Annotated in this window: 23 protein-coding genes and 1 riboswitch; of the genes, 13 read left to right on the top strand and 10 right to left on the bottom strand. The window is 73.5% G+C overall.

Translation table 11 applies throughout. From position 1 onward, the window contains the following. Nucleotides 1–101 precede the first annotated feature (101 nt). Nucleotides 102–947: an SDR family oxidoreductase gene (locus C229_RS0108000; protein WP_018654553.1), complete on the top strand. Its 846-nt coding sequence runs from the start codon at nucleotides 102–104 to the stop codon at nucleotides 945–947. Further along, on the top strand, nucleotides 931–2,415 hold the full coding sequence (locus C229_RS0108005) for a flavin-containing monooxygenase (RefSeq protein WP_026313558.1): 1,485 nt from the start codon (nucleotides 931–933) through the stop codon (nucleotides 2,413–2,415). Before C229_RS0108000 ends, C229_RS0108005 begins: the two co-directional genes overlap by 17 nt. Nucleotides 2,416–2,435: 20 nt before the next feature. Here C229_RS0108005 and C229_RS0108010 read toward each other — a convergent pair whose 3' ends face one another. The 3 genes from C229_RS0108010 to C229_RS32695 form a co-directional block, all read right to left on the bottom strand. Then, nucleotides 2,436–3,380, bottom strand: coding sequence for a VldE C-terminal domain-containing protein (locus C229_RS0108010; RefSeq protein WP_018654555.1), 945 nt, complete (start codon nucleotides 3,378–3,380; stop codon nucleotides 2,436–2,438). A gap of 8 nt (nucleotides 3,381–3,388) precedes the next feature. Further along, a riboswitch (cyclic di-AMP (ydaO/yuaA leader) is annotated at nucleotides 3,389–3,547 on the bottom strand. A 159-nt stretch (nucleotides 3,548–3,706) separates the two neighbouring features. Further along, on the bottom strand, nucleotides 3,707–4,873 hold the full coding sequence (locus tag C229_RS0108015; protein WP_018654556.1) for a S8 family peptidase: 1,167 nt from the start codon (nucleotides 4,871–4,873) through the stop codon (nucleotides 3,707–3,709). 104 nt (nucleotides 4,874–4,977) lie between these two features. Then, nucleotides 4,978–6,666, bottom strand: coding sequence for a serine/threonine protein kinase (locus tag C229_RS32695; RefSeq protein WP_051108882.1), 1,689 nt, complete (start codon nucleotides 6,664–6,666; stop codon nucleotides 4,978–4,980). A 45-nt stretch (nucleotides 6,667–6,711) separates the two neighbouring features. Between C229_RS32695 and C229_RS0108025 the strand changes: the two genes are divergently transcribed. Together C229_RS0108025 and C229_RS0108030 are read left to right on the top strand one after the other, a co-directional pair. Next, the gene (locus C229_RS0108025) at nucleotides 6,712–7,155 is read left to right on the top strand and encodes a sterol carrier family protein (RefSeq protein WP_018654557.1); all 444 of its coding nucleotides are present in this window, start codon (nucleotides 6,712–6,714) and stop codon (nucleotides 7,153–7,155) included. An 85-nt stretch (nucleotides 7,156–7,240) separates the two neighbouring features. After that, the gene (locus C229_RS0108030) at nucleotides 7,241–7,873 is read left to right on the top strand and encodes a LamG domain-containing protein (protein WP_033423948.1); all 633 of its coding nucleotides are present in this window, start codon (nucleotides 7,241–7,243) and stop codon (nucleotides 7,871–7,873) included. A gap of 10 nt (nucleotides 7,874–7,883) precedes the next feature. On the opposite strand, the gene C229_RS0108035 is transcribed toward C229_RS0108030, so the two are convergent. Then, nucleotides 7,884–8,255, bottom strand: a complete 372-nt coding sequence (locus C229_RS0108035) for a hypothetical protein (protein WP_018654559.1) — start codon at nucleotides 8,253–8,255, stop codon at nucleotides 7,884–7,886. Nucleotides 8,256–8,381: 126 nt separating this feature from the next. Here C229_RS0108035 and purF point away from each other — a divergent pair, with 126 nt between their 5' ends. After that, nucleotides 8,382–9,845, top strand: a complete 1,464-nt coding sequence (gene purF, locus C229_RS0108040; RefSeq protein WP_026313559.1) for an amidophosphoribosyltransferase — start codon at nucleotides 8,382–8,384, stop codon at nucleotides 9,843–9,845. 26 nt (nucleotides 9,846–9,871) lie between these two features. After that, entirely contained in the window at nucleotides 9,872–10,900 is a 1,029-nt protein-coding gene (purM, locus tag C229_RS0108045; protein ID WP_018654561.1) for a phosphoribosylformylglycinamidine cyclo-ligase, read from the top strand. Here the strand turns inward: purM and C229_RS0108050 are convergent. Next, the gene (locus C229_RS0108050; RefSeq protein WP_155884645.1) at nucleotides 10,897–11,382 is read right to left on the bottom strand and encodes a hypothetical protein; all 486 of its coding nucleotides are present in this window, start codon (nucleotides 11,380–11,382) and stop codon (nucleotides 10,897–10,899) included. The genes purM and C229_RS0108050 overlap by 4 nt on opposite strands. 84 nt (nucleotides 11,383–11,466) lie before the next feature. Between C229_RS0108050 and C229_RS0108055 the strand changes: the two genes are divergently transcribed. Further along, entirely contained in the window at nucleotides 11,467–12,132 is a 666-nt protein-coding gene (locus tag C229_RS0108055; protein ID WP_155884646.1) for a SanA/YdcF family protein, read from the top strand. Nucleotides 12,133–12,194: 62 nt separating this feature from the next. Here the strand turns inward: C229_RS0108055 and C229_RS0108060 are convergent, their stop codons facing one another. Next, nucleotides 12,195–12,404: a DUF3073 domain-containing protein gene (locus C229_RS0108060; protein WP_026313560.1), complete on the bottom strand. Its 210-nt coding sequence runs from the start codon at nucleotides 12,402–12,404 to the stop codon at nucleotides 12,195–12,197. A 301-nt stretch (nucleotides 12,405–12,705) separates the two neighbouring features. Continuing rightward, nucleotides 12,706–13,788: a Leu/Phe/Val dehydrogenase gene (locus C229_RS0108065; RefSeq protein ID WP_026313561.1), complete on the bottom strand. Its 1,083-nt coding sequence runs from the start codon at nucleotides 13,786–13,788 to the stop codon at nucleotides 12,706–12,708. A gap of 129 nt (nucleotides 13,789–13,917) precedes the next feature. Here C229_RS0108065 and C229_RS0108070 point away from each other — a divergent pair, with 129 nt between their 5' ends. Then, nucleotides 13,918–14,805, top strand: coding sequence for a DUF8083 family protein (locus C229_RS0108070; protein WP_018654566.1), 888 nt, complete (start codon nucleotides 13,918–13,920; stop codon nucleotides 14,803–14,805). Nucleotides 14,806–15,120: 315 nt separating this feature from the next. Further along, nucleotides 15,121–15,324, top strand: a complete 204-nt coding sequence (bldC, locus tag C229_RS0108075; protein WP_012850682.1) for a developmental transcriptional regulator BldC — start codon at nucleotides 15,121–15,123, stop codon at nucleotides 15,322–15,324. 161 nt (nucleotides 15,325–15,485) lie between these two features. Here bldC and C229_RS0108080 read toward each other — a convergent pair whose 3' ends face one another. Then, nucleotides 15,486–16,214, bottom strand: coding sequence for a TetR/AcrR family transcriptional regulator (locus C229_RS0108080; protein WP_018654567.1), 729 nt, complete (start codon nucleotides 16,212–16,214; stop codon nucleotides 15,486–15,488). 441 nt (nucleotides 16,215–16,655) lie between these two features. Here C229_RS0108080 and C229_RS0108085 point away from each other — a divergent pair, with 441 nt between their 5' ends. The 3 genes from C229_RS0108085 to C229_RS0108095 all read left to right on the top strand — a co-directional run bounded on the left by C229_RS0108085 (nucleotide 16,656) and on the right by C229_RS0108095 (nucleotide 18,962). Then, nucleotides 16,656–17,624 (top strand): LacI family DNA-binding transcriptional regulator, encoded by a 969-nt coding sequence (locus C229_RS0108085; RefSeq protein WP_018654568.1) that lies wholly within the window; start codon nucleotides 16,656–16,658, stop codon nucleotides 17,622–17,624. Between the two features lie 149 nt (nucleotides 17,625–17,773). Next, the gene (locus tag C229_RS29915) at nucleotides 17,774–18,055 is read left to right on the top strand and encodes a hypothetical protein (protein WP_240487122.1); all 282 of its coding nucleotides are present in this window, start codon (nucleotides 17,774–17,776) and stop codon (nucleotides 18,053–18,055) included. A gap of 79 nt (nucleotides 18,056–18,134) precedes the next feature. Beyond that, the gene (locus C229_RS0108095) at nucleotides 18,135–18,962 is read left to right on the top strand and encodes an N-acetylmuramoyl-L-alanine amidase (protein ID WP_155884647.1); all 828 of its coding nucleotides are present in this window, start codon (nucleotides 18,135–18,137) and stop codon (nucleotides 18,960–18,962) included. Here C229_RS0108095 and C229_RS0108100 read toward each other — a convergent pair. Further along, nucleotides 18,959–21,295: an ATP-binding cassette domain-containing protein gene (locus tag C229_RS0108100; RefSeq protein ID WP_018654571.1), complete on the bottom strand. Its 2,337-nt coding sequence runs from the start codon at nucleotides 21,293–21,295 to the stop codon at nucleotides 18,959–18,961. The two genes, C229_RS0108095 and C229_RS0108100, sit on opposite strands and share 4 nt — an antisense overlap. Before the next feature lie 44 nt (nucleotides 21,296–21,339). Next, the gene (locus C229_RS0108105; protein WP_018654572.1) at nucleotides 21,340–21,834 is read right to left on the bottom strand and encodes a beta-class carbonic anhydrase; all 495 of its coding nucleotides are present in this window, start codon (nucleotides 21,832–21,834) and stop codon (nucleotides 21,340–21,342) included. 119 nt (nucleotides 21,835–21,953) lie between these two features. Here C229_RS0108105 and C229_RS0108110 point away from each other — a divergent pair, with 119 nt between their 5' ends. Continuing rightward, complete coding sequence (locus C229_RS0108110) at nucleotides 21,954–23,432, top strand: DUF7059 domain-containing protein (protein WP_018654573.1); 1,479 nt, start codon at nucleotides 21,954–21,956, stop codon at nucleotides 23,430–23,432. Nucleotides 23,433–23,469: the final 37 nt, after the last annotated feature.

Raw genomic sequence — 23,469 nt, forward strand, 5'->3', positions numbered from 1 at the left:
TATCCACGTCGTCTGGAGCGCGCCAGTGAGCGACTATTGACGACTCGTCCAGTTTCCGAATACCGTCGGTATCCGGATTGCCGGACCAAGGAGAGTGAGCCATGCGCGATCCCGTCGTCGCGCGGCCGGGAGCCGTCGTCGCCGTCACCGGCGGCGCCCGCGGCATCGGACGCGCCACCGCCGAGGCGTTCGCGCGGCGCGGAGCCCGCGTCTGCGTCGGTGACCTGGACGTCTCCGCGCCACCGGGTGACGGCATCCGGGCGTTCCCGCTGGACGTCACCGACCGCGCCTCGTTCGCCGCCTTCCTCGACCGGGTCCAGGAGATCGGCCCGCTCGACATCCTGGTCAACAACGCGGGGATCATGCCGCTCGGCCCGTTCCTCGACGAACCCGACGCGGTCGGCGCCGCCACCCTCGACGTCAACGTCCACGGCCTCATCAACGGGATGCGGCTCGCGCTGCCCGGGATGATCGAACGGGGACGCGGCCATGTCGTCAACGTCGCGTCCATGGCGGGCAAGCTGCCGTTGCCGGGCATGGCCGTCTACAACGCCAGCAAGTACGCGGCCGTGGGGCTGTCGGCGGCCGTCCGGCAGGAGGTCGCCGGAACCGGGGTCACCGTCAGCGCCGTGCTGCCCACCGCCGTCCGCACCGGGCTCACCGAGGGCGTGCGGCTGGGACGCGGGCTGCCGACCATCGACCCCGAACAGGTCGCCGCGGCGATCGTCCGGAGCTGCGTGAGCCGCCGCGCCGAGTACCCCGTGCCCGGCTGGCTGCGCGTCGTGCAGCCCGCGCTCGGCGTCACGCCCGAGCCGGTGGTGCGGGCCGTCCAGCGGCTCCTGGACGGCGACCGCGCCTACCGGCAGACCTTCGGCACCCGAGGCGACCACGACCGCCGGGTCGCCGTCCAGGCACGCGAGAGGAACCGGGATGCGACCCGACCATGAAGTGATCGTCGTCGGCGCCGGGTTCTCCGGGCTGTGCGTCGGCGTGCACCTGCGGCGCAAGGGCGTCCGCGACTTCGTCATCCTCGACGCGGCACCCGGCGTCGGCGGCGTGTGGCGGCACAACACCTATCCGGGCGTCGCCGTGGACATCCCGTCGGCGACGTACTGCTACTCGTTCGAGCCCAACCCCGGCTGGACGCGCTCGTTCGCGCCCGGCGCCGAGGTGCGCGCCTACGCCGAGCACTGCGCCGACAAGTACCGGCTGCGGCCCCACCTGCGGCTGGAGACCGAGGTCCGGCGGGCGGTGTTCGACGAGGACGCCGACGTCTGGCACGTCCACACGAGCCGCGGCGTGCTCACCGCGCGGTTCCTGGTGTGCGCGGTCGGGCCGCTCGACCAGCCCAAGAACCCCGACATCCCGGGCCTGGACGACTTCGCGGGCACGATCGTGCACACCGCCCGGTGGGACCACGGCCACGACCTCACCGGCGAACGCGTCGCGGTGATCGGGACGGGCGCGTCCGGGCTCCAGGTCATCCCCGAGATCGCCGGACGCGCGGCGCGTCTGGACGTCTACCAGCGGACGCCGATCTGGGTCCTGCCCAAGGTCGACTTCCCGATCCCGCGCGCGGTGCGGACGGCGTTCCGGCTGCTGCCGCCGGTGCAGCGGCTCGTCCGGTTCGTCACCACGGCGATCTCCGAGGCCGTCATGGTGCTGGGCATCGTGCACTACAGCAAGGTGCCGTTCCTCGTCCGCGCCACCGAGGCCGTGTGCCGCGCGCACCTGCGCCGCCAGGTCCCGGACCGGACGCTGCGCCGCAAGCTCACCCCGAGGTACGGGTTCGGCTGCAAGCGGCCCTCGTTCTCGAACCGGTACTTCCGGACGTTCACCCGCAACGACGTCGAACTGGTCACCGACCCGATCGAGCGGATCACCGCGCACGGCATCGTCACGGCGGACGGCCGCGAACGCACGATCGACACGCTCGTCCTCGCCACCGGCTTCAAGATCCTCGAACTCGGCGCCATGCCGCCGTTCCCCGTCGAGGGCCTGGACGGCGTCGAACTCGGCGCCCACTGGGACACCGAGCGCTACCACAACTACGAGGGCCTGTCCGTCCCGCAGGCGCCGAACCTGTGGCTGATGAACGGCCCCTACACCGTCACGGGCGCCTCATGGTTCTCGATCATCGAGGCGGGCTCCACCCACGCCGTCCGCTGCATCGTCGAGGCCAGGCGCCGCCGGGCCACCCGCATCGTCGTCCGGCAGACCCCGCACGACGACTTCACCGCCGACATGCGCCGCCGCATGAAGGGCACCATCCTCGCCCAGCCGAGTTGCGCCCGCTCCAACAGCTACTACTTCGACCGCCACGGCGACTCGCCCTACGTCCGGCCCCAGTCCGGCCTGCACGTCTGGCACCGCGCCCGCACCTTCGACCTGGACGACTACGCCTACACCCGGTGACCCGAGGCGCGGAGAACGCGTCAGAAGACCGAGATGTGGACGTGGTCGTAGTGGTTGGCGGTGATGCCGCCTCGGTTCTCCATGGAGCGCCAGCCAGGGGAGCGCATGTCGTAGATGCGCTGGCGCCAGATGACGTACTTGATGCCGAGGCGGTTGGCGTTGGCGACGGCGTAGGCGGCGACCTGGTCGCCCTGGCGCTGGCGGGCGGAGGACGGGGACGTGCCGATGCTCACCATGAAGTCGCAGGCGCGGCCGCTCGCGTGGTCCTGGGGGTCGCCGGTCATGCGGACGCAGCCGATGGTGGGGAAGGGCCCGAACTCCAGGTCGATGACCTTGTGGACCTTGTTCATGCGGGGCGTCACGCCGCCCATCCCGACGCTCGGTGACTCGGGCTTGTACTTCTTGACCAGGACGCGGATGCGGGACCGTTCGCGGTTCAGGTCCGCGATGTCCTTCTCCAGGTCCTTGATCTTCTGCTCGGCCTCCTTGCGGGCCTTCTCCTGCTCCGCGACGAGCCGCGAGATCTGCTGCACGCGCGCCGCCTGGTTCTGCGTGACGTGCGTGGCCAGCGAGGCGGAGCTGAGGACCGACGACGGGTCGCGGTCGGCGAGCACCTGGACGGCCGGGTCCTGCCCGCGCGTCATGTAGGTGCTCGCGGCCATCTGCGCGACGAGGTGCTGCGCGGAGCCCAGGTCCTTCTTCAGCTCGGCCGAGCGCCGCAGCGACTTCTTCACGCCGTACTCGGCGTCGCGGAGCTTGGCGAGGTCGCCGCCGTACTCCTTGTCGAGCTTGGCGATCTGCCGGTTGAGCTGCTCCATCCGCTTGGTGTCGCCGGGCGCGGCCTGCGCGGGGGCGACGGCGGCGCCCGCGGTGAGGGGCAGCGCTCCCGCGGCGAGCGCGGTGAGGGCCAGGGCGGCGCGGCGGACGGACGTCCGGCGCCGGCCGGTGGAGCTGGGGGCCTCCACGGGTCGTCGTCTCCTCTCCTCGGTCGCCTGCCGGGTTAGCTGACGGGTTCGGGCGCGGAGTCCGCCCTATCGCTGACCGCGAATTCACCCCGGCCGGACCGTGTCGGTCCGGTGATCGGGTCCCCGGCTCCCACGGCGGAGACCGTGGGATTCGGCTGGTCCGGCCAGCCTGCCCCGGGATTCGAGGCCAGTCACCGACCGAATGCCACTGAACTGTAAGGAACCGGCCGGTGCATCGCCAAGATTAGACCCTGTGGCGTTCGCCTCGGCATCGGTCCGGTGAGCCCGGCCCCCGGAGGGGCCGGGCGGATCCTACGCGGACCGGATCAGAGACCGGCCTTGTAGAGGAGCCGGTTCGTCGTGCCCTTGCCCGAGGGCAGCTTCTTGACGACCTTCGTGGCGTTGGTGTTCAGCCACTTCTGCACGGTCGGGAAGTCGGCGGTCTTGTACTTGGACAGGTACAGGGCCGCGACTCCGGCGACGTGCGGCGCGGCCATCGACGTGCCGTCGAACGCGGCGGTGCGGTTGTTCGGCAGCGTGGAGGTGATGCCGTAGCCGGGCGCGAAGATGTCGACGCACTTGCCCCAGTTGGAGAAACCGGCGCGGTTGTCGTAGATCGTCGTGGCGCCGACGGCCATGACCCATCCGGCGGACGCGGGCGAGACCTTGCAGGAGTCGACGTTGTCGTTGCCTGCGGACACGACCGTGAAGACCTTGGACCGGGACAGGTTCTCCACGGCGGTGTTCAGCGCCGCGGACTTCGAGCCGCCCAGGGACAGGTTCGCGACGGCGGGCTTCACCGCGTTGGTGCGCACCCAGTTCACCGCGGCGATGACGTCGGAGAGCGATCCCTCGCCGTTGCAGTCCAGCACGCGGACGCCGCGCAGGTTCACGCCCTTGGCGACGCCGTGCAGCTTGGAGCCGATGGTGCCCGACACGTGCGTGCCGTGCCCGTTGCAGTCGGCGCCGTCGCCGCCGAAGCTCGGCGCGGCCCAGGCGATGGACGCGCGCCCGCCGAACTGCGGGTGCGTGGGGTCGATGCCGCTGTCGATGACGTAGGCGTTCACGCCCTTGCCCGTCGCGGTGTAGGTGTACTTCTTGTCCCGCTTGACGCTGCGCTGGTCGATCCGGTCCAGGCCCCACGGCAGCGGGGACCGCTGCGTGGTGTTCGCGCGGACGATCTGGTCCGGCTCGATCGCGGCGACGCCGGGGTCGCGGCGGAGCTTGTTCAGGCCGTCGGCGTCCACCTTGGCGGCGAAGCCGCCGCGCCCGGGGAACTGCCGGACGGACTTGGCCGCGGCGCGCTTGGCCGCGGCGGTGGCGGACGCGCCGTCCTTGAGCGTCACGATGTACTGGCCGGGGACGGGCGTGCCGTCGGTGACGGTGGCGACGGTCACGAGGGGCTCGTCGGCCAGCGCGGGCGCCGCGAGGGTGCCGCCCGCGAGCGCGGTGGCGACGCCGATGACGAGGAGCCGCCGGGAGGTGGGCCGCAAGGGTTCTCCTTCTCAACCAAGATCGATTCTTTCGATCGGGAGAACCTTAATGCACCAGATCGCACCTATGCCGGTAATACGCCGCTATTGGGGTGATTTGCTGGCTAGTTCTGCGCGCGAGTCAGCCGTCCCTGGTAGCCGACCGGCTGGCCCTGCGTGCTGCGGCTCCAGGCGTACAGGAGCGTGCCGTCGGGCTGGCGGGTGATCTGGACGTGGCCGGGGGTGCAGGGCTTGGCGATCTGGAGCGTCATCTGAAGGTTGCTGCCGGTGCCCCGGGTGAGGGCCAGGGCGCCGTCGCAGCCCTCGCGCGGATAGACGGCGCGGGCGGTCTTGCGGCCCTCCTGGAACGTCACCTCGACGGGGAAGCCGACGCCGCTGTTCTGGTTCACGGCCGTGCCCTTCCAGGTGCCCGCGAACGACGCCGGGACCGCCGTCACCGGGCGGTTGTCGGCGACGTTGGCGGGGTCGCCGCCGGGCGCCTCCTCGTCGTCGCCGCGCATCTGCGGCCACAGCACCAGCGCGATGATCGCCACGCCGACGAGCACGCCGATCACCAGCGACAGCGCGACGCCCAGCACGTGGTTGCCGCGCCGCTGCCGGGGCGGCGCGGACGGCGGCAGCGCGGGCATGACGGCGGTGCCGGCGCCGGGCTCGTCGCCGCCGAGGCCGGGGATGACGGTGGTGCCGTCGTCGGCGGCGGCCTGCGGGCGCGCGATGGTGCCGATGAGCGCGGTCGCGTCGTCCCCGTCCGCCCGGACGGCCGGGATCGCGGACGTCGCCGCGTCGTTGGCGCTCAGGTCGTGGGAGATCTCGTACCGGCCCGCGCCCCGGTCGGGCACCGGGACGGACGGCGGCTCGGCGGCGGGCGCGGGCGGCAGGTCGAACGTCGTCGCGTCGACGGGCGGCGGCGCGGCGCCGGGAGAGCCCGCGAGGGCGCGGGCCTCGTCGATCAGGCGGGGCGGCATCCGGTCGGCGAGGCCGGTGTCCGGTGCGAGGAGCAGGTCGAGCAGGTGGGACGCCGTGGGCCGGTCGCCGGGCGTCTTGGCGAACGCCCGCGCCAGGACCGGCCGCAGCGACTCGGGCAGCGCGGACAGGTCCGGGTCGTCGTAGACGATCCGCTGCATGACCTCCGCCGGGGTGCCCTCGCCGAACGGCGGCGCGCCGGTGGCGGCGAACAGCAGCGTCCCGGCCCAGGCGAAGACGTCGGCGGCGGGGCCGATGCCGGTGCCGCTGAGCTGTTCGGGGGCGCGGAAAGCGGGCTCGTCGGCGGCGCGCCCGGCGGACACGGCGTTGACGGCCTCCAGCGCGCGGGCCAGGCCGAGGTCGGTGAGGCGCGGCCCGTCGCGGCCGAGCAGCAGGTCGCGGGGGGTGTGGTCGAGATGGACCGCTCCCGCGCGGTGCGCGGCGGCGAACGCGATGGCGGTGCCGACGGCGAGCCGCTCCAGGACGGCGGCACCGCGCGGCCCCTCCTCGCGGACGAGCGTCTCCAGCGACGGCCCGTCCACCCACTCGCTCACGACGTGGGCGCGATCGTTCTCGACGTCGGCCGCGAGGACCGCCGCCGTGCAGAAGCCGGTGACGCGCCGCGCCGCCGCGAACGCGCCGGTGAAGCGGGCGCGCGCGACGGGCTCGCCGCCGAGCCGCTGGTGCAGCAGCTTGACCGCGACGTCGCGCCCGGTGGCGGCACGCCCCCGGAACACGGTGCCGTGCTCGCCCACGCCGAGCCGGCCGGTGATCTCGTACTCGCCGATCCGGCGCGGATCACCGGGCTGCAGAGGCAGCGCCTCGGGCATCTCGTTCGACCTCCGTTAGAGCGAATCTCGCGGGGTACGGTCGGGATGATGCCGCGAACACCTTTCTCCCGCACCGCGCTGGACGAGCAGCGGAGCAAGCTCGGCCTGCCGCCCTACGACGGTCCGGACGAGCCCGCGCCGCTGCGCCGTGCCGCGCTGGACACCGTCCTGGCCGCCCGCGCGCGCTGCACGGCACCCGACCGTCCGGTCCTGACGGGGGCGGTCCGGTACCTGCTCGACCGGCTGGCCGAGCGGGCTCCGGGACGCTCCGTCGAGGTGCGGATACCCCCGCACGCCGCCGTGCAATGCGTCGACGGCCCGCACCATACCCGGGGAACCCCGCCGAATGTCGTGGAGATGGACGCGGCGACCTGGATCGCGCTGGCGACGGGCCAGGTGAGCTGGGACAACGCCAGCACCGCCGGAATGATCACGGCGTCCGGCCAGCGCGCCGACCTGTCGCCGTACCTCCCGATCCCGCTGGATTAGCCGGGTACGGGGTTGCCGCCCGCCCTCTCCGGTGTCAGCGTGAGGGGCGTCACCGATCTCGGGGGTGGGACGGGAGGTACACGCTGTGCTCGTAGCGCACTGGACGTTCGAGGTGGACAGCGTGAACGGGCGGCGGGTGACGGATGTTTCCGGCGGCGGGATGACCGCCGAGCTGGACGACGGCGTCGCGGTCATCCCGGGCCGGACGGGCGGAGCGCTCAACTTCGACGGCACCGGCCGCGCCGTCCTGAGCGTCGGGCCGCAGCTCGTGCTGAATCAGTTCTTCGGCTTCACGGTCGCGTTCTCGGTGCGTCCCGAGGCGCCTCCGGACGGGTCGGAGTGGCGGGCCGTCCTCACCAAGCGGGTCGCCGAGGACGACGCCCGCGCGCTCGGGTTCTGGCTCTACCCGGATGCGCCGCGCATAAGGGTGCAGTTGTTCACCTCGCACGGCCCGGAGTACGTGGACAGCCGCCGCTCGGTGCCCGCCGGAACCTGGACGCACCTGGCGTTCGTCGTGAGCCCGGACGGCATGTTCCTCTATGTGGACGGGCAGAAGGACGTGGCGCTGCCGCTGGAACACGCGGTGGTGATCCCTATGGGCCCGATCGTGCTCGGCGGCGACGATGGACGTCCCGGATTCACCGGATTGATCGAAGACCTGCGCGTCTACGCCACGGGACTGGGCGACGAGGCCGTCCGCGCGCTGGCCGACGGGTGAGAGGTATCTCTCACCCCCCGGAGGCACGGCCGGTGAAGGGGAACTCGCGCTCGATGCACCGGTCCCGCGCGGCGTGGTCGGGGTAGCGCTCGCGGTCGCCGCAGGTGGCGGCCTTGCTGAGCAGCGCGTACACGGCGACCGCCGCGACGACCAGCGCGACCGCCGACAGCGCGACGCCCGCCTTGGCGAGCCCGGGCCGCCCCTGCCCGCGCCGCAGCGCCAGGACCCCGACGACCAGCCCCGCCACGGCCGGCAGCACCCCGGCCAGGCACAGCGCCAGCCCGGCGAGACCGGCGATCCCCAGCCCCAGCGACGCACGGGACAGCCCGTCGGGCGGCGGCGCCCCGAGCGGCGTCTGGGTGCGGTAGCCCGGCATGGTCATGAACGTCCTCCCCCGTCTCGGGACCAGACTTCCGCGCCGCCCCTCCGCCCAGTGCCCGCAAGGAGTAAAGGTCCAGCCAGGAGTGCGCCGATCCGAGCAGGCGGGGCCGCCATCTACACTGACGGCGTGCCTCTCCGCGATGGACGACTGAGCCACGACCTCGACCCCTCCGACCGCGCCCCGCAGGACGCCTGCGGGGTGTTCGGTGTCTGGGTCCCGCCGGACGAGGCGGGCCGGGCCGAGGTCGGCAAGCTCGCCTACTACGGCCTGTACGCCTTGCAGCACCGCGGCCAGGAGTCGGCGGGCATCGCCGTCAGCGACGGCTCCCGCATCGTGGTCTTCAAGGACATGGGCCTGGTCTCCCAGGTGTTCGACGAGTCGGTGCTGTCGACGCTGCACGGGCACCTGGCCGTCGGCCACTGCCGCTACTCCACGACGGGTTCGCCGACGTGGGAGAACGCGCAGCCGACGTTCCGGTCCACCGGCCACGGCGGCCTGGCGCTCGCGCACAACGGCAACCTGATCAACACCCCGGAGCTGGCCGACCGGCTGGACGGCGGCGCGCTGACGGCCACGTCCGACACCGAGGTGCTGACGGCGCTGCTGGCCACCCGCGAGGGCGGCCCGATGGAGGCCGCGCGGGAGATCCTGCCGGTCACGCGCGGCGCGTACTCGCTGGTGTTCATGGACGAGGGCACGCTGTACGCCGCCCGCGACCCCGAGGGCATCCGCCCGCTGGTGCTGGGCCGCTGGGAGGACAAGGGCTGGGTCGTGGCGTCGGAGACGGCCGCGCTCGACATCGTCGGCGCCCGGTTCGTCCGCGAGGTCGAGCCCGGCGAGCTGATCGCGATCGACGGTCCCGGCGAGGCCGACGTGCGCGCCGAGCGGTTCGCCGAGCCGCGCCCCAAGGGCTGCCTGTTCGAGTACGTGTACCTGGCGCGTCCCGACACGACGATCGCGGGCCGCAACGTGCAGGCCACCCGCGTCGAGGTGGGGCGGCGGCTGGCGCTGGAGCACCCGGTCGAGGCCGACATGGTCATTCCGACGCCCGAGTCGGGCACCCCGGCGGCGATCGGGTACGCGGAGGCGTCCGGCATCCCCTACGGGCAGGGGCTCGTCAAGAACTCCTACGTCGGCCGGACGTTCATTCAGCCGTCGCAGACGATCCGCCAGCTCGGCATCCGGCTGAAGCTGAACCCGCTGCGCGAGGCGATCGAGGGCCGCCGCCTGGTCGTCGTCGACGACTCGATCGTGCGCGGCAACACGCAGCGGCAGGTCGTGGCGCTGCTGCGGGAGGCGGGCGCCGCCGAGGTGCACGTGCGCATCTCCAGCCCGCCGGTGTCGTGGCCGTGCTTCTACGGCATCGACTTCGCGACCCGCGCCGAGCTGATCGCCGGGCGGCTGGACGTCGAGGGCATCCGCGACTCCATCGGCGCCGACTCGCTCGGGTTCATCTCGCTGGACGAGCTGATCGCCGCGTCGCAGATCGCCAAGGACCGGCTGTGCCGGGCGTGCTTCGACGGGGTCTACCCGATCCCCGTCGAGGAGGCCGCGCGCGGCAAGCACCTGCTGGAGCCGTCCCGGCCGTGACGCGGCCCGGAAACGACAAGGAACCCATGAGCACGTCCTACGAGGCCGCCGGTGTGGACATCGCCGCCGGCGAGCGCGCCGTCGAGCTGATGAAGAGCCGGGTGGCGCGGTCGCGGCGCCCCGAGGTGGTGGACGACGCCAGCGGGTTCGCGGGGCTGTTCGACGCCTCGGCGCTGACGGGGTACACGCGTCCGCTGCTGGCGACGTCCACCGACGGCGTCGGCACGAAGGTCGACCTGGCGCGGCGCCTCGGGATCTACGACACGGTCGGGCACGACCTGGTCGGGATGGTCCTGGACGACCTGGTGGTGTGCGGCGCCGAGCCGCTGTTCATGACCGACTACATCGCGTGCGGCAAGGTCGTGCCCGAGCGCATCGCGGACATCGTGGGCGGTATCGCGGACGGCTGCGCGCTGGCGGGCGCGGCGCTGGTCGGCGGCGAGACGGCCGAGCACCCCGGGCTGCTCGGCCCGGACGAGTTCGACATCGCGGGCGCGGGCACGGGCGTCGTGGAGGCGTCCGAACTGCTCGGCCCGGAGCGGGTGCGGCCGGGGGACGTGGTGCTGGCGCTGGCGTCGTCGGGCATCCACTCCAACGGGTACTCGCTGGTGCGGCACATCCTCGCCACGAGCGACCTCGCGCTGGAGTCCACCCCGGCCGACCTCGGCCGCACGCTCGGTGAAGAGCTGCTGACGCCGACCCGCATCTACGCCAAGGACTGCCTGGCGCTGACCCGCGCGGGCGGCGTGCGCGCGTTCGCGCACATCACCGGCGGCGGCCTGGCCGCCAACCTGGCCCGCTCGCTGCCCGCCACGGCGAACGCGGTGCTGCGCCGCGCGTCGTGGACGGTCCCGCCGCTGTTCGCGATCCTGGCCGGGGCCGGGAACGTGCCCGCGCCCGAGATGGACAAGACGTTCAACCTCGGCGTCGGCATGGCCGCCATCGTCGCCCCCGAGACCGCCGACGCGGCGCTGCGGCTGCTGGCCGGACGCGGCGTCCCGGCCTGGGCCCTCGGGGAGATCACCGAGGGCACGGGCCGGGCGACGCTCGTCTAGGCGAGGGCGGCCCGCTCGGCCGCTCCCGTCCGGACGAAGACGACCGTGGTCTCGTCGTTGCGGCCGATGACGACGTGGTCGACGGCGCGGGACGTGACCGGCTCCCAGCCGTCGATGCGGCCGTCGTCGACCCGGACGTTGCTCCACCAGCGGGCCTCGGGGCCCATGACGGAGAACAGCCGCTCCAGCGCGGGCTGCGCCTGCGCGCGGCACCACGGGGACGGCGTGCCGAACGCGTCGTCCTCGGCGACGATCTCGGTCAGCGCGGCGAGGACGTCCTCGTGCGGCGGCGTGCGCAGCCGGGCGCGCAGCTCGGCGGCGCCGGTCTCCCCGGCCAGCAGGCCCTCGCGGGCCAGCAGCGCGTGCAGGTACTCGGAGGGGTGGCGGTCGCCGGTCTCGGCGACCCGTACGTACACGTCGCCCCCGGCCGCCATCAGCGACCGGAGGATGCGCCGCAGTTCGGCGCAGGAACCATCATCCACGCCCGCCATTGTGCACCTCTCGCGGAGAAAGGCCAGCCCGGGCGGTGCGTGAACCCGGACGGCGGTCCGGCCGTCCTACTCTTCGTGATCCTTGTGCGCCGGTGGGCGGGGGTGCTGCTCGTCCTGGCCGGGCTCGCGGCGTACGCGGGCGCGGCGCCGACCGGATGGGCGTACGCGACGACGGCCGGGCTCCGCGTCGGCGTGGCGGACGCGCCGTCCGCGCCGGTCGCGCTCGTCCTCGGCGCCGGCATCGGCGGCGGGCGGCCGAGCCCGCTGCTCGCGCGGCGGCTCGACATCGCCGCCGAGCTGTACCGGCGCGGGACGGTCCGGGTGCTGCTCGTCTCGGGCGACAACCGGGTGCGCGGCTACGACGAGCCGACCGTCATGCGCGACTACCTCGTGGGGCGGGGCGTGCCGGAGCGGCACGTCGTCCGCGACTTCGCCGGGCTCGACACGTGGGACTCGTGCACCCGGGCGCGGCGGATCTTCCAGGTGCGGCGGCTGATCGTCGTCACCCAGGAGTTCCACCTGCCGCGCGCCGTGGCGCTGTGCCGGGCCGCCGGGCTGCGGGCGTGGGGCGTCGGGGACGACAGCTCCGGCGCGTGGCCGGGGCCGACGGCGGCCGGGCACGCCCGCGAACCGCTGGCGATGCTCAAGGCGGTGCGGAGCCTGGCGCTGCGGCCCGACCCCACGCTGCTCGGCCGGACCGAGACGGGCGTCGCCGAGGCGCTGGCCGAGCCGCGCCGGTAGGGCCGCCGCTCACACGAACGCCGCCGCCCAGGGACGCGGGCGGCGGCGGGAAGTGCGCGGGGTCAGCGGCCGGAGGCGCTGTCCTTGCGGTCGTCGGAGCCGTAGTCGTCGGCGTAGTCGGCGTATTTCTCCACGAGCTCGTCATAGGACTCGTCCGGGGAGTCGTCGACTCCCAGCTCGCTCTTCAGGCGGTCGAGGTCTGTTCCGCCGCTGCTGTACTTGAGCTGGCGGGCAACCTTTACCTGCTTGGCCTTGGCTCGGCCGCGACCCATTGGCTCGACCCCCTCGATGGTCAGGGCTTTCGTGGGCCCATCAACGCGCGCGTGTACCACACGAACCGGTGCCTGATGAGCCATGCGTCAGTCACGGGTACAACCGTACCCGTTTTGCGCCCGGCTCGGTACAGGGTCGGTCCGTGGTGGTCACCCTGGCTGCGGAGAACACCAGTGTATCCGGTGCCTGCCGGAAGGGCGGCGCGGGTCCGGCACGGCCGGAAACGCCCGCGTCGCGACGGGCGCGGCGCGGGCGGCCGGAGGGGGCGCGGAGCACGGAACGTGCGGCGCGGACGGGCTTCTAGAGGTGAATGCCCCTCAGCCGTCCGATGTCGGACATGCGACGTTCGGCGAGGCGGTCGGCGGCGACGGCGGGCGGGACGCCCTCGTCGGCGGCGAGCGCGAAGATCTTCGCGGTGGTGGCGAAGATCCCGCTCGCGCGGGCCTTGGCGCGCTCGAAGTCGAAGCCCTCGATCTCGTCCGCGACCTGGATCACGCCACCGGAGTTCACCACGTAGTCGGGCGCGTACAGCACGCCGCGATCGGCGAGCTGCTTCTCCACGCCCGCGTGGGCGAGCTGGTTGTTGGCCGCCCCGCACACGATCGACGCGCCGAGCACCGGCACCGTCTCGTCGTTCAGCGAGCCGCCCAGCGCGCACGGCGCGTAGACGTCGAGGTCGGCGCGGACCAGCGCGGCGCCGTCCGCGACGGCCTCCACGCCCGGGTTGGCCGCCAGCACGCGCTCGACGGCGCTCTCGCTGACGTCGCACACGACGACCTCGGCACCGTCCTCGCGCAGGTGCTCGACGAGCCGCCGCCCGACCTTGCCGACGCCCTCGACGCCGACCCGGCGCCCGCGCAGCGTGGGCGAGCCCCACAGCGTCTCGGCGGCGGCGCGCATGCCCTGGAAGACGCCGTACGCGGTGAGGATGGAGGAGTCCCCGGCGCCGCCGTGCGCGAGCGTGCGCCCGGTGACGAAGCGGGACTCGCGGGCGACGACGTCCATGTCCTCGCTGAACGTGCCGACGTCGCAGGCGGTGTAGTAGCGGCCGTTCAGCGACTGCACGAACCGGCCGTAGGCGCGCAGCGCGGCCTCGGACTTGCCGGTGGCCGGATCACCGATGATGACGGCCTTGCCGCCGCCGTGGTCGAGCCCGGCGAGCGCGTTCTTGTACGCCATGCCGCGCGACAGGTTCAGCACGTCCTCCAGGGCGTCGGCCTCGGAGGCGTACGGGTAGAAGCGGGTGCCGCCGAGCGCCGGACCGAGGGCCGTGGAGTAGATCGCGATGATGGCGCGCAACCCGCTGGCCTCGTCCTGGCAGAAGACGACCTGCTCGTGACCGGGTCCTGAGCCCTTGTGGGGCGACCCGAAGACATTAGGCACGGTGGTGCCCTCCTCTCTGTCCTCGGGATCAAGCGTAGGGGGCGCGGCGGGCGGGACGCGAGGGAACGGAGTCCGCGAAAGCGGGCGAGTCGGGTGTCCGGGCGGAGTGGTGCGTGCCACGATGCACGGGTGCTTCCGTATGCGGCCTACCTCCGGGTGTACGAGCCGGTGAGCGCGTTCCCGGAGCCGGAGCGCACGGTGTGGACGGCGTACGCGGAGTCGCGCCGGCGGCCGAGCTGGGCGCGGTCGCTGGCCGCCGAGCACCGGGCCGCGCTGCTGCGGCTGGTGGCCGAGCCCGCCGCCGTCGCCCCCGACCGGGAGAGCCGGGACGCCTACGTCCGCCGCATCGGTGACACGATCTACGTCGCGCCGTGGGCGACGCGGCTGCGCTGCTGGCTGGCGTACGCGCGGTTCCGCGACGGCGCGCCGGGCGCGCCCGCGGCGGCGGTCGTCGCGCCGGACGCGGCGGCGCGGGCCGCCGAGGGGTTCGAGCGGTGGTCGCGGGCCGGGCGGGCGCGCGTCCCGCACATCCGGGAGGCGACGTGGCGGGTGCCGGGCGAGTGGTTCGTGCCGTTCGCCGGGACCGAACGGTGCCTGGTGCTGCGCGAGGAACCGGCCGACCCCGGCGAGTCGCCCGGCGGTGCCGCCGCGACGGCGGCGCCCGCGCGTACGCTCCTGTACGTCACCTCGATGGCCGAGGCGCGGCGCCGCGTCGCCGACGCGCTGCCGGTGCTCACCGAGGCGCCGGCCGGGGCCGGGTTCCCGGTCACGGAGGGGCGGCTGGCCGAGCTGGAGCGGTGGCTGGCGGGCTTCCATCCGGGCGGGCTGGTCGAGCTGGACTACGGCGGCCTGGTGCACCTGCTGGACGACGGCGCGCTGAGCGCGGACGCGTCGGTCGCGGAGACGGGCGTGGCGCTGGCGGCGCTGCGGCGCGGCGAGCGGGAGCTGGCCGTGGCCATGGCGGGGCGGCTGACCGTCCGATGGCGCCGGGTACGGGCTCTCGAATCGGCCAACTGACGGCTTTTTCCGGAGAACACCGCAGGTCGGCGGGTCCGTCCCGAACAAATTTCCCGAATCCCTGCGCCATACGACTATACGTGTCGCTAGAATCACTCAGCGTGACCCACTGGCCACAGGTCCGGCGGCAGTGATCTCCGGCGTGTGGCTCCCGTGGGTACACGGGAGGTTTCATGCCGTCAGGTACTTGCTTGTTGCGATGAGTGGTGGCAAGGTTACACGTTGTGATGTCATAGTGGCTCTTTCGGGCCATAGGGGACATCAGTGACCGCGCGAGGATCACTGTCATCGGTCCACAAAGGAGAGGCCGCACACATGTCAGCACGTACGCCAGAGGCCGAGCCCCTGCTGACCCCCGCCGAGGTGGCGACGATGTTCCGCGTCGACCCGAAGACCGTCACGCGGTGGGCGAAGGCCGGCAAGCTCACGTCCATCCGCACGCTCGGGGGGCACCGCCGGTATCGCGAGGCGGAGGTGCGCGCGCTGCTCGCGGGCATTCCGCAGCAGCGCTCGGAGTAGTACCCCGCGCGGCCCGAATTTCGCCGCGCGGACAGCAGGGGGGCACGACCGCGTACGGCCCGGGACCACGATCGTCCGAGAATCGTCGGTCCCGGGCCGAGTGCCGCTGCCAGGGATGTCCCGTTCGACGGCCACCGGTCTCGAGCGGGATGTCTGCGTTCTCAGGCGGTGCCGAACTCCTGCTCGGCCAGCTTGCTGAACAGCGTGCGGATGCGCGGCTCGTAGTTGCCCGCGACGTCCAGGAGGACGACGAGCTGGTCGACCAGCAGGCGCTCCAGCGTGGGGCGGTCCAGGTCGCGCTTCTCCAGCCAGTCCAGCCCGGCGGTCTCGACCGACGACATCCACGAGCGCAGCGTGATGCGCAGGACGGGCGGCGGCGTGCCGATGTCGAGGGCGGCCAGGATGCGGCCGAGGAGCAGGTCGCGGATGCCGTCCACGATCTCCCCGATCTCGCCGGTGCGGTCGGCGGGGCCGCCGCGCAGCAGCGCGGTGAACCCGGCGGCGTGCCGCTCCACGAAGTCGAAGTAGCGCGACAGCGACAGGGCCAGCCGCTCCAGCGGGGAGCCCTCGGCGGGCGGTTCGAGCAGCACCGAGAGCTGCTTGCTCGCGCTGTTCAGCGCGGCGATGTACAGCTCCTGCTTGCCGCCGAAGTAGTGGTAGACGAGCGCCCGGGACGCGCCCGCCGCGGCGGCCACGTCGTCGATCGAGATGTCCTCGGGGGAGCGCGAGCTGAACAGTTCGAGCGCGGCCTCGATCAGCTCGTCGCGGCGCTCGTCCACGCTGAGCCGCCGCCGCGCCCGGCCGCCGCCGCGGCCCCGGCCACCGGCCCGGGCGGGGCCGCTGCCGGAACTGGCCGGGTCCTTGCCGGTCGTCGTCGCACGCTCTGCCACCCGGGCAGCGTATCCGAGCGGACGTGCGCGGAAGACGAGCGAGACCGTGCGCGGGTGAGGATTTTCGCGGGTCTCGCGAGGTCCGGTTCCGCGTCCTGACGCAGGTCGGGCGTTACGCCTGGAACGGTGTGATCCGGAACACCACAGTACGGAACGGTATTTGACGGCTGACCGTTACTCGCAGTTGCGGCCATGGCAGAGCGAGCCGGGGCATCATGGCATCTCCTCCCGAGTGAGGAAGGTGCCCCGTACCCGTCCCCGGCGGGCGCGGAGCACCGCGCCGGCAGGTCCAAGAAAGCTCCCGGACGGAGTGGCATGTCAGCTCGTGAAGCCCATCCCCCGCACAACGCGACGTCTGCGTCACGAGAGGTCGCTGTCCCGGCTCCCCGCACCCCGGCGGAGGGGCGCGCGCCGGGCCCGCCCAAGCCGACGATCCGCAACGTGGCCGAACGCGCAGGCGTGTCCAAGTCGCTCGTGTCGCTCGTCATGCGCGGTTCCCCGCACGTCAGCGAGCGGCGCCGCCAGGCGGTGCTCCAGGCGGCGCGCGAGCTGGGCTACCGGCCGAACGCCGTGGCGCGCAGCCTCGTCGAGGGCCGCACCCGGCTGATCGGCGCGCTCGTCGCCGACCTGCACAACCCCTTCTTCGCCGAGTTCCTGGACGGGCTCCAAGAGTCGCTGCACGGCGCGGGCCTGCGCATGCTCGTCGGCAGCGGCCGCTGGGACCCGCTGTTCGAGGCCGAGGCCGTCGAGGCGTTCCTGGAGATGCGCGTGGACGGGCTGGTGCTGCTCAGCGTCGTGCCCGAGTCGCTGCGCGACGCCGCCGCGAGCGTGCCGGTCGTCGTCGTCGGTGAACGCGACGTCGCCGACGTCGACATCGTCGTGGACGACGACGAACTCGGCGCCGCGCTGGCCGTCGACCACCTGGTCGAGCTGGGGCACCGGCGCATCGCGCACATCGAGGGGGCACGGTCCACGACGGCGCGGTACCGGCGCCTCGGTTACGAGAAGGCGATGAAGCGGCACGGCCTCGGCGACCAGATCCTCGTCGAGGCGGGCGACTTCACCGAGGAGGGCGGTTACCGGGCGGCGCTGACGCTGCTGAAACGGGACGTCCGCCCGACGGCGATCTTCGCGCCGAACGACCTGGTGGCGACGGGCGCGCTGTCGGCCGCCGACGAACTGGAGCTGGCCGTCCCCGGCCACGTGTCGATCGTCGGCTACGACAACACGCATCTGGCCGCGATCCGGCACATCTCGCTGACCAGCGTGGACCAGCCCCGCCGCGACATGGGACGCGTCGCCGCCGAGATGCTCACGGCCCGGATCGCCGACCAGGCGCGGCCCGCGCGGCAGAACCTCGTCGTGCCGCACCTGGTGGTGCGGGCGACGACCGGACCGGCTCCCGGGTGATCGGCGGGTCGACGGCGGGTCGATCATCCTCGAAGGTTCGCGGGCACCGGTAAGGGACCGGCCAAGCCTGACGTGATCACGTCGCGCGCGCCCCGCCGGGAGGTGGTTAATGGTCCCGGCGGGACGGTCGTATCCAGGGGGGACGGATCATGCGTGATCCCGAGTTGGTGTCGCGCGCGCAGCGCGCGGCGAGCGAGTTGGAGCGCGCGTGGTCGCAGTGGCGGCGCGCACGCGGCCTGGCGGGCCGGTCGCCGGAGTCGGTGGCGAGCTATGTGGCGCACTCGATCGACCATCCGTGGGGCAGGCCCCGGGTGGTGCTGGGGCTCGACGCCGACGAGGCGCGGGAGCTGGCCGCCGTGCTGAACGGCTTCCCGGTCGCGTCCTGGTCCGGCGAGGAGGTGGCCGCCGCCGCCCCGCGCCCCGCCGGGTGAGGCACGCCCCCGTTTGACGAAAACGGGGGCGTGGCACACTCTGTGAGGTCGGTAACGAAACCATCACGGGGAGAGTCGGGTGCGCTTCGATCGAGGCGGCGTGGTCGCCGCGGGGCTGGCGCTCAGCCTGGGACTGGTCACGGCGGCGTGCGGCGACGACGGCGGTGAGCCCTCCACCGCGCCCACGGCGGCGACGACGTCGGCGTCGGGTTCGACGCAGCCCGCGCCGTCCCGGCCGGACGGCCGGGCGCTGGACGGCAAGACGATCGCCCTCGACCCCGGGCACAACGGCAAGAACGGCGCGAACGCCTCGAAGATCGCCCGCAAGGTGCAGATCGGGAACGGCTCGAAGGAGTGCGACACCACCGGCACGTCCACGAACGACGGCTACTCCGAGGCCGCGTTCACCTGGGACGTCACGCAGCGGCTGGCGAAGATCCTGCGCGGCCAGGGCGCGAAGATCGTGCTCACCCGGGAGGACAACGACGGCTGGGGCCCCTGCATCGACCAGCGCGCCGGAATCGGCAACAAGGCGAAGGCCGACGCGGCCCTGTCGGTGCACGCCGACGGCGCCGCCGCGTCCTCGCACGGCTTCCACGTGATCGAGCCGGGCCCGGTGCGCGGCATGCCCGCCTCGGTCGTCCGCGCGTCGAACGAGCTGGGCCGCGACGTCCGGGACGCGTTCGAGCGCGACAGCGGCTTCACCCCGTCGAACTACATCGGCGACGACGGCATCGACCGCCGCACCGACCTCGGCGGGCTGAACCTGTCCACGGTGCCGAAGGTGTTCGTCGAGTGCGGCAACATGCGCAACGCGGGCGACGCGGCGAAGATGACGAGCGCACAGGGCCGCCAGCGCATCGCCGAAGCACTGGCCAAGGGCCTCGGGAACTACCTGCGCGGCTAGCGCAGGCGCGCCTTGAGGTAGGCCGCGGTGACGCCCGCGTCCGCCGCCGCCACCTGCGCGGGCGTGCCCCGCGCGACGACGCGCCCGCCGCGCTCGCCGCCGCCGGGGCCCAGGTCCAGGACGTGGTCGGCGCCCGCGACGACGTCCATGTCGTGCTCCACGACGACGACCGTGGCGCCCGCGTCCACGAGGGCGTGCAGCCGGTCCATGAGCAGGTCGGAGTCGGCGGGGTGCAGGCCCGTGGTGGGCTCGTCGAGCAGGTAGAGGGTGTCGTCCTGGCGGGCGCGCTGGAGTTCGGAGGCGAGCTTGATGCGCTGCGCCTCGCCGCCGGACAGCTCGGTCGCGGGCTGGCCGAGCCGCAGGTAGCCGACGCCGACGTCCCGCAGCGTGCGCAGCGAGCGGGCGGCGGCCGGGACGCCGGCGAGGAACGCGGCGGCGTCGTCCACGGTGAGTTCGAGGACGTCGGCGATGGTGGCGTCCCGGTAGCGGATCTGGAGCGTCTCGGGGTTGTAGCGGGCGCCGTGGCAGACCGGGCAGGGCGCGTACGTGGACGGCAGGAACAGCAGCTCCACCGACACGTAGCCCTCGCCCTGGCAGTGCGGGCAGCGCCCGCCCTCGACGTTGAACGAGAACCGCCCCGGCCCGTACCCGCGCTTCCTCGCCTCGGGGGTGGCCGCGAACAGTTTGCGGACGGTGTCGAACAGCCCGGTGTAGGTGGCGAGGTTGGAGCGGGGCGTGCGGCCGATCGGCCGCTGGTCGACGCGGACGATCCGGTCGACGCGGGCCGCGCCGAGCGCGCCGAGCAGCGTCGTCTTGCCCGAGCCGGACACGCCGGTGACGGCGGTGAAGACGCCCAGCGGGATCTCGACGTCCAGATCGCGCAGGTTGTTGCGGGTGATGCCGTCGAGCCTGAGCCACCCCGACGGCGTCCGGGGCTCGCGGGCCGTCCGCTCGACCTCACCGAACAGATACGGCCGCGTGACCGACTCGGGGACGTCGCGCAGTCCGTCCACGGGCCCGCTGTGCAGGACGTGCCCGCCGTTCACGCCCGCGCCCGGCCCGACGTCCACGAGCCAGTCGGCGCGGCGCACCACGTCCAGTTCGTGTTCCACGACGAAGACGCTGTTCCCGGCGCGCCTGAGCCGGTCCAGGACGGAGACGAGCGCCTCGGCGTCGGCGGGGTGCAGCCCGGCGGACGGCTCGTCCAGCACGTAGACGACGCCGAACAACCCGGACCCGAGCTGCGTCGCGAGCCGCAGCCGCTGGAGTTCGCCGGACGACAGCGACGGGCTCGACCGGTCGATCGCCAGGTAGCCGAGGCCGAGTTCGGCCAGGATCTCGATGCGGCCGACGAGGTCGCGGGTGAGGACGCCCGCCGGGCCCTCGTCGCCGGTGAACGGGGCGAGGACGGCGGCGAGTTCGGCGAGCGGGAGCGCGGCGAGCGCGGCGATGTCGCGTCCGGCGAACGTGACACGGAGCGCGTCGGGGTTGAGGCGGCGGCCGTCGCACACCGGGCAGGTGGTGCTGTGCAGGAACGCGGCGGCCTTCGTGCGGCGCGCCTCGCTCTTGGACTCGGCGTAGGCGCGCAGCAGCAGGCGCCGCGCGCTGGAGTAGGTGCCCTGGTAGGCGCGGTGGACGCGGTCGGCGTCCCGGGTGGGGTGGACGGTGACGACGGGCTGCTCGTCGGTGAACAGGATCCAGTCGCGCTGGTCCTGCGGGAGGTCGCGCCAGGGCCGGTCGATGTCGTAGCCGAGCGCGGCGAGGATGTCGCGCAGGTTCTTGCCGTGCCACGCGCCCGGCCAGGACGCGACGGCGCCGTCCCGGATCGACAGCGACGGGTCGGGCACCATGGACGCCTCGGTCGCCTCGTGGATCTCGCCCTGGCCGTGGCAGCGGGGGCAGGCGCCGGCGACGGTGTTGGGGGAGAAGGCGTCGGAGTCGAGGTGGGCGGCTCCGGGGGGATACGTCCCGGCGCGCGACAGCAGCAGGCGCAGCGAGTTCGACAGCGTCGTCACCGTGCCGACCGACGACCGCGACGACGGCACCGAGCGGCGCTGCTCCAGCGCGACGGCGGGCGGCAGCCCGGTGATCTCGTCCACCTGCGGCGTGCCCGCCTGGTGCAGCAGGCGGCGCGCGTAGGGCGCGACGGACTCCAGGTAGCGGCGCTGCGCCTCGGCGTACAGCGTGCCGAACGCCAGCGACGACTTGCCCGAGCCGGACACGCCCGTGAACGCCACGAGCGCGTCGCGGGGGACGGCCAGCGACACGTCGCGCAGGTTGTGCTCGCGGGCGCCGCGCACCCGGACGTACGGATCGTCCGCTCCCGTTTCCATGCGACTCACGGTAACCGTCCGTGAGCGCGCGGACGGACGACGGGTCAGCCCTTGACCTCGCGGAGCCGTCCGGTCTCGACCTCGTAGACGAAGCCGCGGACGCGGTCGGTGTGCGGGACGAACGGGTCGGCCTTGATGCGGGCGATGGACTGGCGGACGTCGGCGTCCAGGTCGGGGAACGCCTCGGCGGCCCAGTCGGGGCGGATGCCGGTCTCGGCCTGGATGGAGTCCTTGAAGGCGTCGTCGGTGAAGGTGAGCATGCCGCAGTCGGTGTGGTGGATCAGGACGACCTCGCGGGTGCCCAGCAGGCGCTGGCTGATCGCCAGGCTGCGGCGGACGTCGGCGGAGACGACGCCGCCCGCGTTGCGGATGACGTGCGCGTCGCCCTCGGTGAGCCCGAGCGCGTCGTAGGGGCTGAGCCGCGCGTCCATGCAGGCGACGACGGCGACCTGGCGGGCGGGCGGCAGCGGCAGGTCGCCTTGGTCGAACGAGGCGGCGTAGCGCTCGTTGGCGGCGAGCAGTTCGTCGGTGACGCTCACGGGGACGCTCCTTCGGGTTCGGGGCTGCCCACCTTTCCCCAGTATTCCGATGGAGTCAATAGGTAACTACGGTGCGTAAGATCGGTACGGGTGCGCGGGCGGGACGGGAGGATGGGCGGATGTCTGAACATCGTGCGCTTCTCTCCGTCCGTGCGGCCTTCGAAGAGGCCGGATACACCGTCGAGGGGGTGCGGGCGCTGCTCGGGCCGGTCGCGGGCGGCGCGCTCGCGCGGGACGAGATCGTCCCCGCCTGCCGGGCGACCGGGGACGGCGGCGCGCTCGCGGCGTTCGTCCGGCTGTTCTGGCTCCAGGTGCCGGTTCCGGCGGACGTGCCCGCCGCCGATGACCTCGTCGCCGCCGGGCTCGCCGAACGCGACGGCGACGCGCTGCGCCCGCTGCTGCACGTCGAACCGCTGGAGTCGGTGACGGGGCTCGGGCACGCGGGCTGGGCCGTCTCCGACCTCAAGGTCCGGCCCGGGTCGGGCGGGACGGTGCGGCCCGACCACGTCGTCGGCGCGGGCGGCGCGTCGGCGAGCCTGGCGCGGCTCGTCGTCCACAGCCCTGTGGACAGCGTCCTCGACCTCGGGACGGGCTGCGGCGTGCAGGCGCTGCACGCCGCCGAGCCGTGGGTGCGGCCCCGGCCCGCCGCGATCACCGCCACGGACGTCAACCCGCGCGCGCTCGCGCTGGCGTCGATGAGCTTCGCGCTGTCGGGCCTGGACGGCGTCGAACTGCTCGCCGGGTCGCTGCTGGAACCCGTCGCGGACCGGCGGTTCGACCTCATCGTGTCCAACCCGCCGTTCGTCGTCGCGCCCGAGGGCGGAACCCGCTACACCTACCGCGAGTCGGGCATGCCGGGCGACGACTTCTGCCGCCGTCTCGTCCTCGGCGCCCGCGACCACCTCAACCCCGGCGGGCACTGCCACCTGCTCGCGAACTGGCTGCACGTCGCCGGAACGCCGTGGGAGGAACGCGTCGGGGCGTGGGCGGAGGAGTCGGGCTGCGACGCGTGGATCGTGCAGCGCGACGTCCAGGACCCGGCCGAGTACGCCGAGCTGTGGCTGCGCGACTCGGCCGAGGCGGGCACGCCCGAGTATCGCCGCCGGTACGACGCGTGGCTCGACTCGTTCGAGCGCGGGAACGTCACCGGCGTCGGCTTCGGCTGGATCACGCTGCGCCGCACGGACGCCGTCCCGGCGGTGCGCGTCGAGGAACTGCGGCACGCCGTCGACCAGCCGGTCGGCGCCTATGCGGACGACGTCCTGGACGGCCTCCGCGCCGCCCGGGAGTTTTCCACAGGCTGGGGAAATCTCCGCACCGCCGACGGCGTCGTGCAGGAGCAGCTCGGCCCGCCCGGCGCCGCCGACCCCGAGCGCATCCTGCTCCGCCAGACGACCCGCCTGCGCCGCGCGGCGGGCGTCGACACCATCGAGGCCGCCCTCGCGGGCGTCTGCGACGGCACCCTCCCGCTGCCCCGCCTCCTCGACGCCATCGCGCGGCTCCTCGGCCTCGACCCGTCCCAGACCGAGGCCCACGCCGCCGCCGTCCTGCCCGAACTCGTCGCGGACGGCTTCTTCACCGTCGTCCCCCCGGACTGACCGGGAGGGGCACCGCCGCCCGGAAGCCCGGACGGCG

Source organism: Actinomadura flavalba DSM 45200 (genome assembly GCF_000374305.1).
Lineage (GTDB): Bacteria > Actinomycetota > Actinomycetes > Streptosporangiales > Streptosporangiaceae > Spirillospora > Spirillospora flavalba.

Bases quoted from the DNA above. Each gene is read 5' to 3' on its own strand.
- C229_RS0108000 (WP_018654553.1), top strand. From the start codon at position 102: ATGCGCGATCCCGTCGTCGCGCGGCCGGGAGCCGTCGTCGCCGTCACC.
- C229_RS0108060 (WP_026313560.1), bottom strand. From the start codon at position 12,404: ATGGGTCGCGGCCGAGCCAAGGCCAAGCAGGTAAAGGTTGCCCGCCAG.
- C229_RS0108110 (WP_018654573.1), top strand. From the start codon at position 21,954: ATGTCTGAACATCGTGCGCTTCTCTCCGTCCGTGCGGCCTTCGAAGAG.
- C229_RS0108005 (WP_026313558.1), top strand. From the start codon at position 931: ATGCGACCCGACCATGAAGTGATCGTCGTCGGCGCCGGGTTCTCCGGG.
- bldC (WP_012850682.1), top strand. From the start codon at position 15,121: ATGTCAGCACGTACGCCAGAGGCCGAGCCCCTGCTGACCCCCGCCGAG.
- C229_RS0108100 (WP_018654571.1), bottom strand. From the start codon at position 21,295: ATGGAAACGGGAGCGGACGATCCGTACGTCCGGGTGCGCGGCGCCCGC.
- C229_RS0108035 (WP_018654559.1), bottom strand. From the start codon at position 8,255: ATGACCATGCCGGGCTACCGCACCCAGACGCCGCTCGGGGCGCCGCCG.
- C229_RS32695 (WP_051108882.1), bottom strand. From the start codon at position 6,666: ATGCCCGAGGCGCTGCCTCTGCAGCCCGGTGATCCGCGCCGGATCGGC.
- C229_RS29915 (WP_240487122.1), top strand. From the start codon at position 17,774: ATGCGTGATCCCGAGTTGGTGTCGCGCGCGCAGCGCGCGGCGAGCGAG.
- C229_RS0108025 (WP_018654557.1), top strand. From the start codon at position 6,712: ATGATGCCGCGAACACCTTTCTCCCGCACCGCGCTGGACGAGCAGCGG.
- purM (WP_018654561.1), top strand. From the start codon at position 9,872: ATGAGCACGTCCTACGAGGCCGCCGGTGTGGACATCGCCGCCGGCGAG.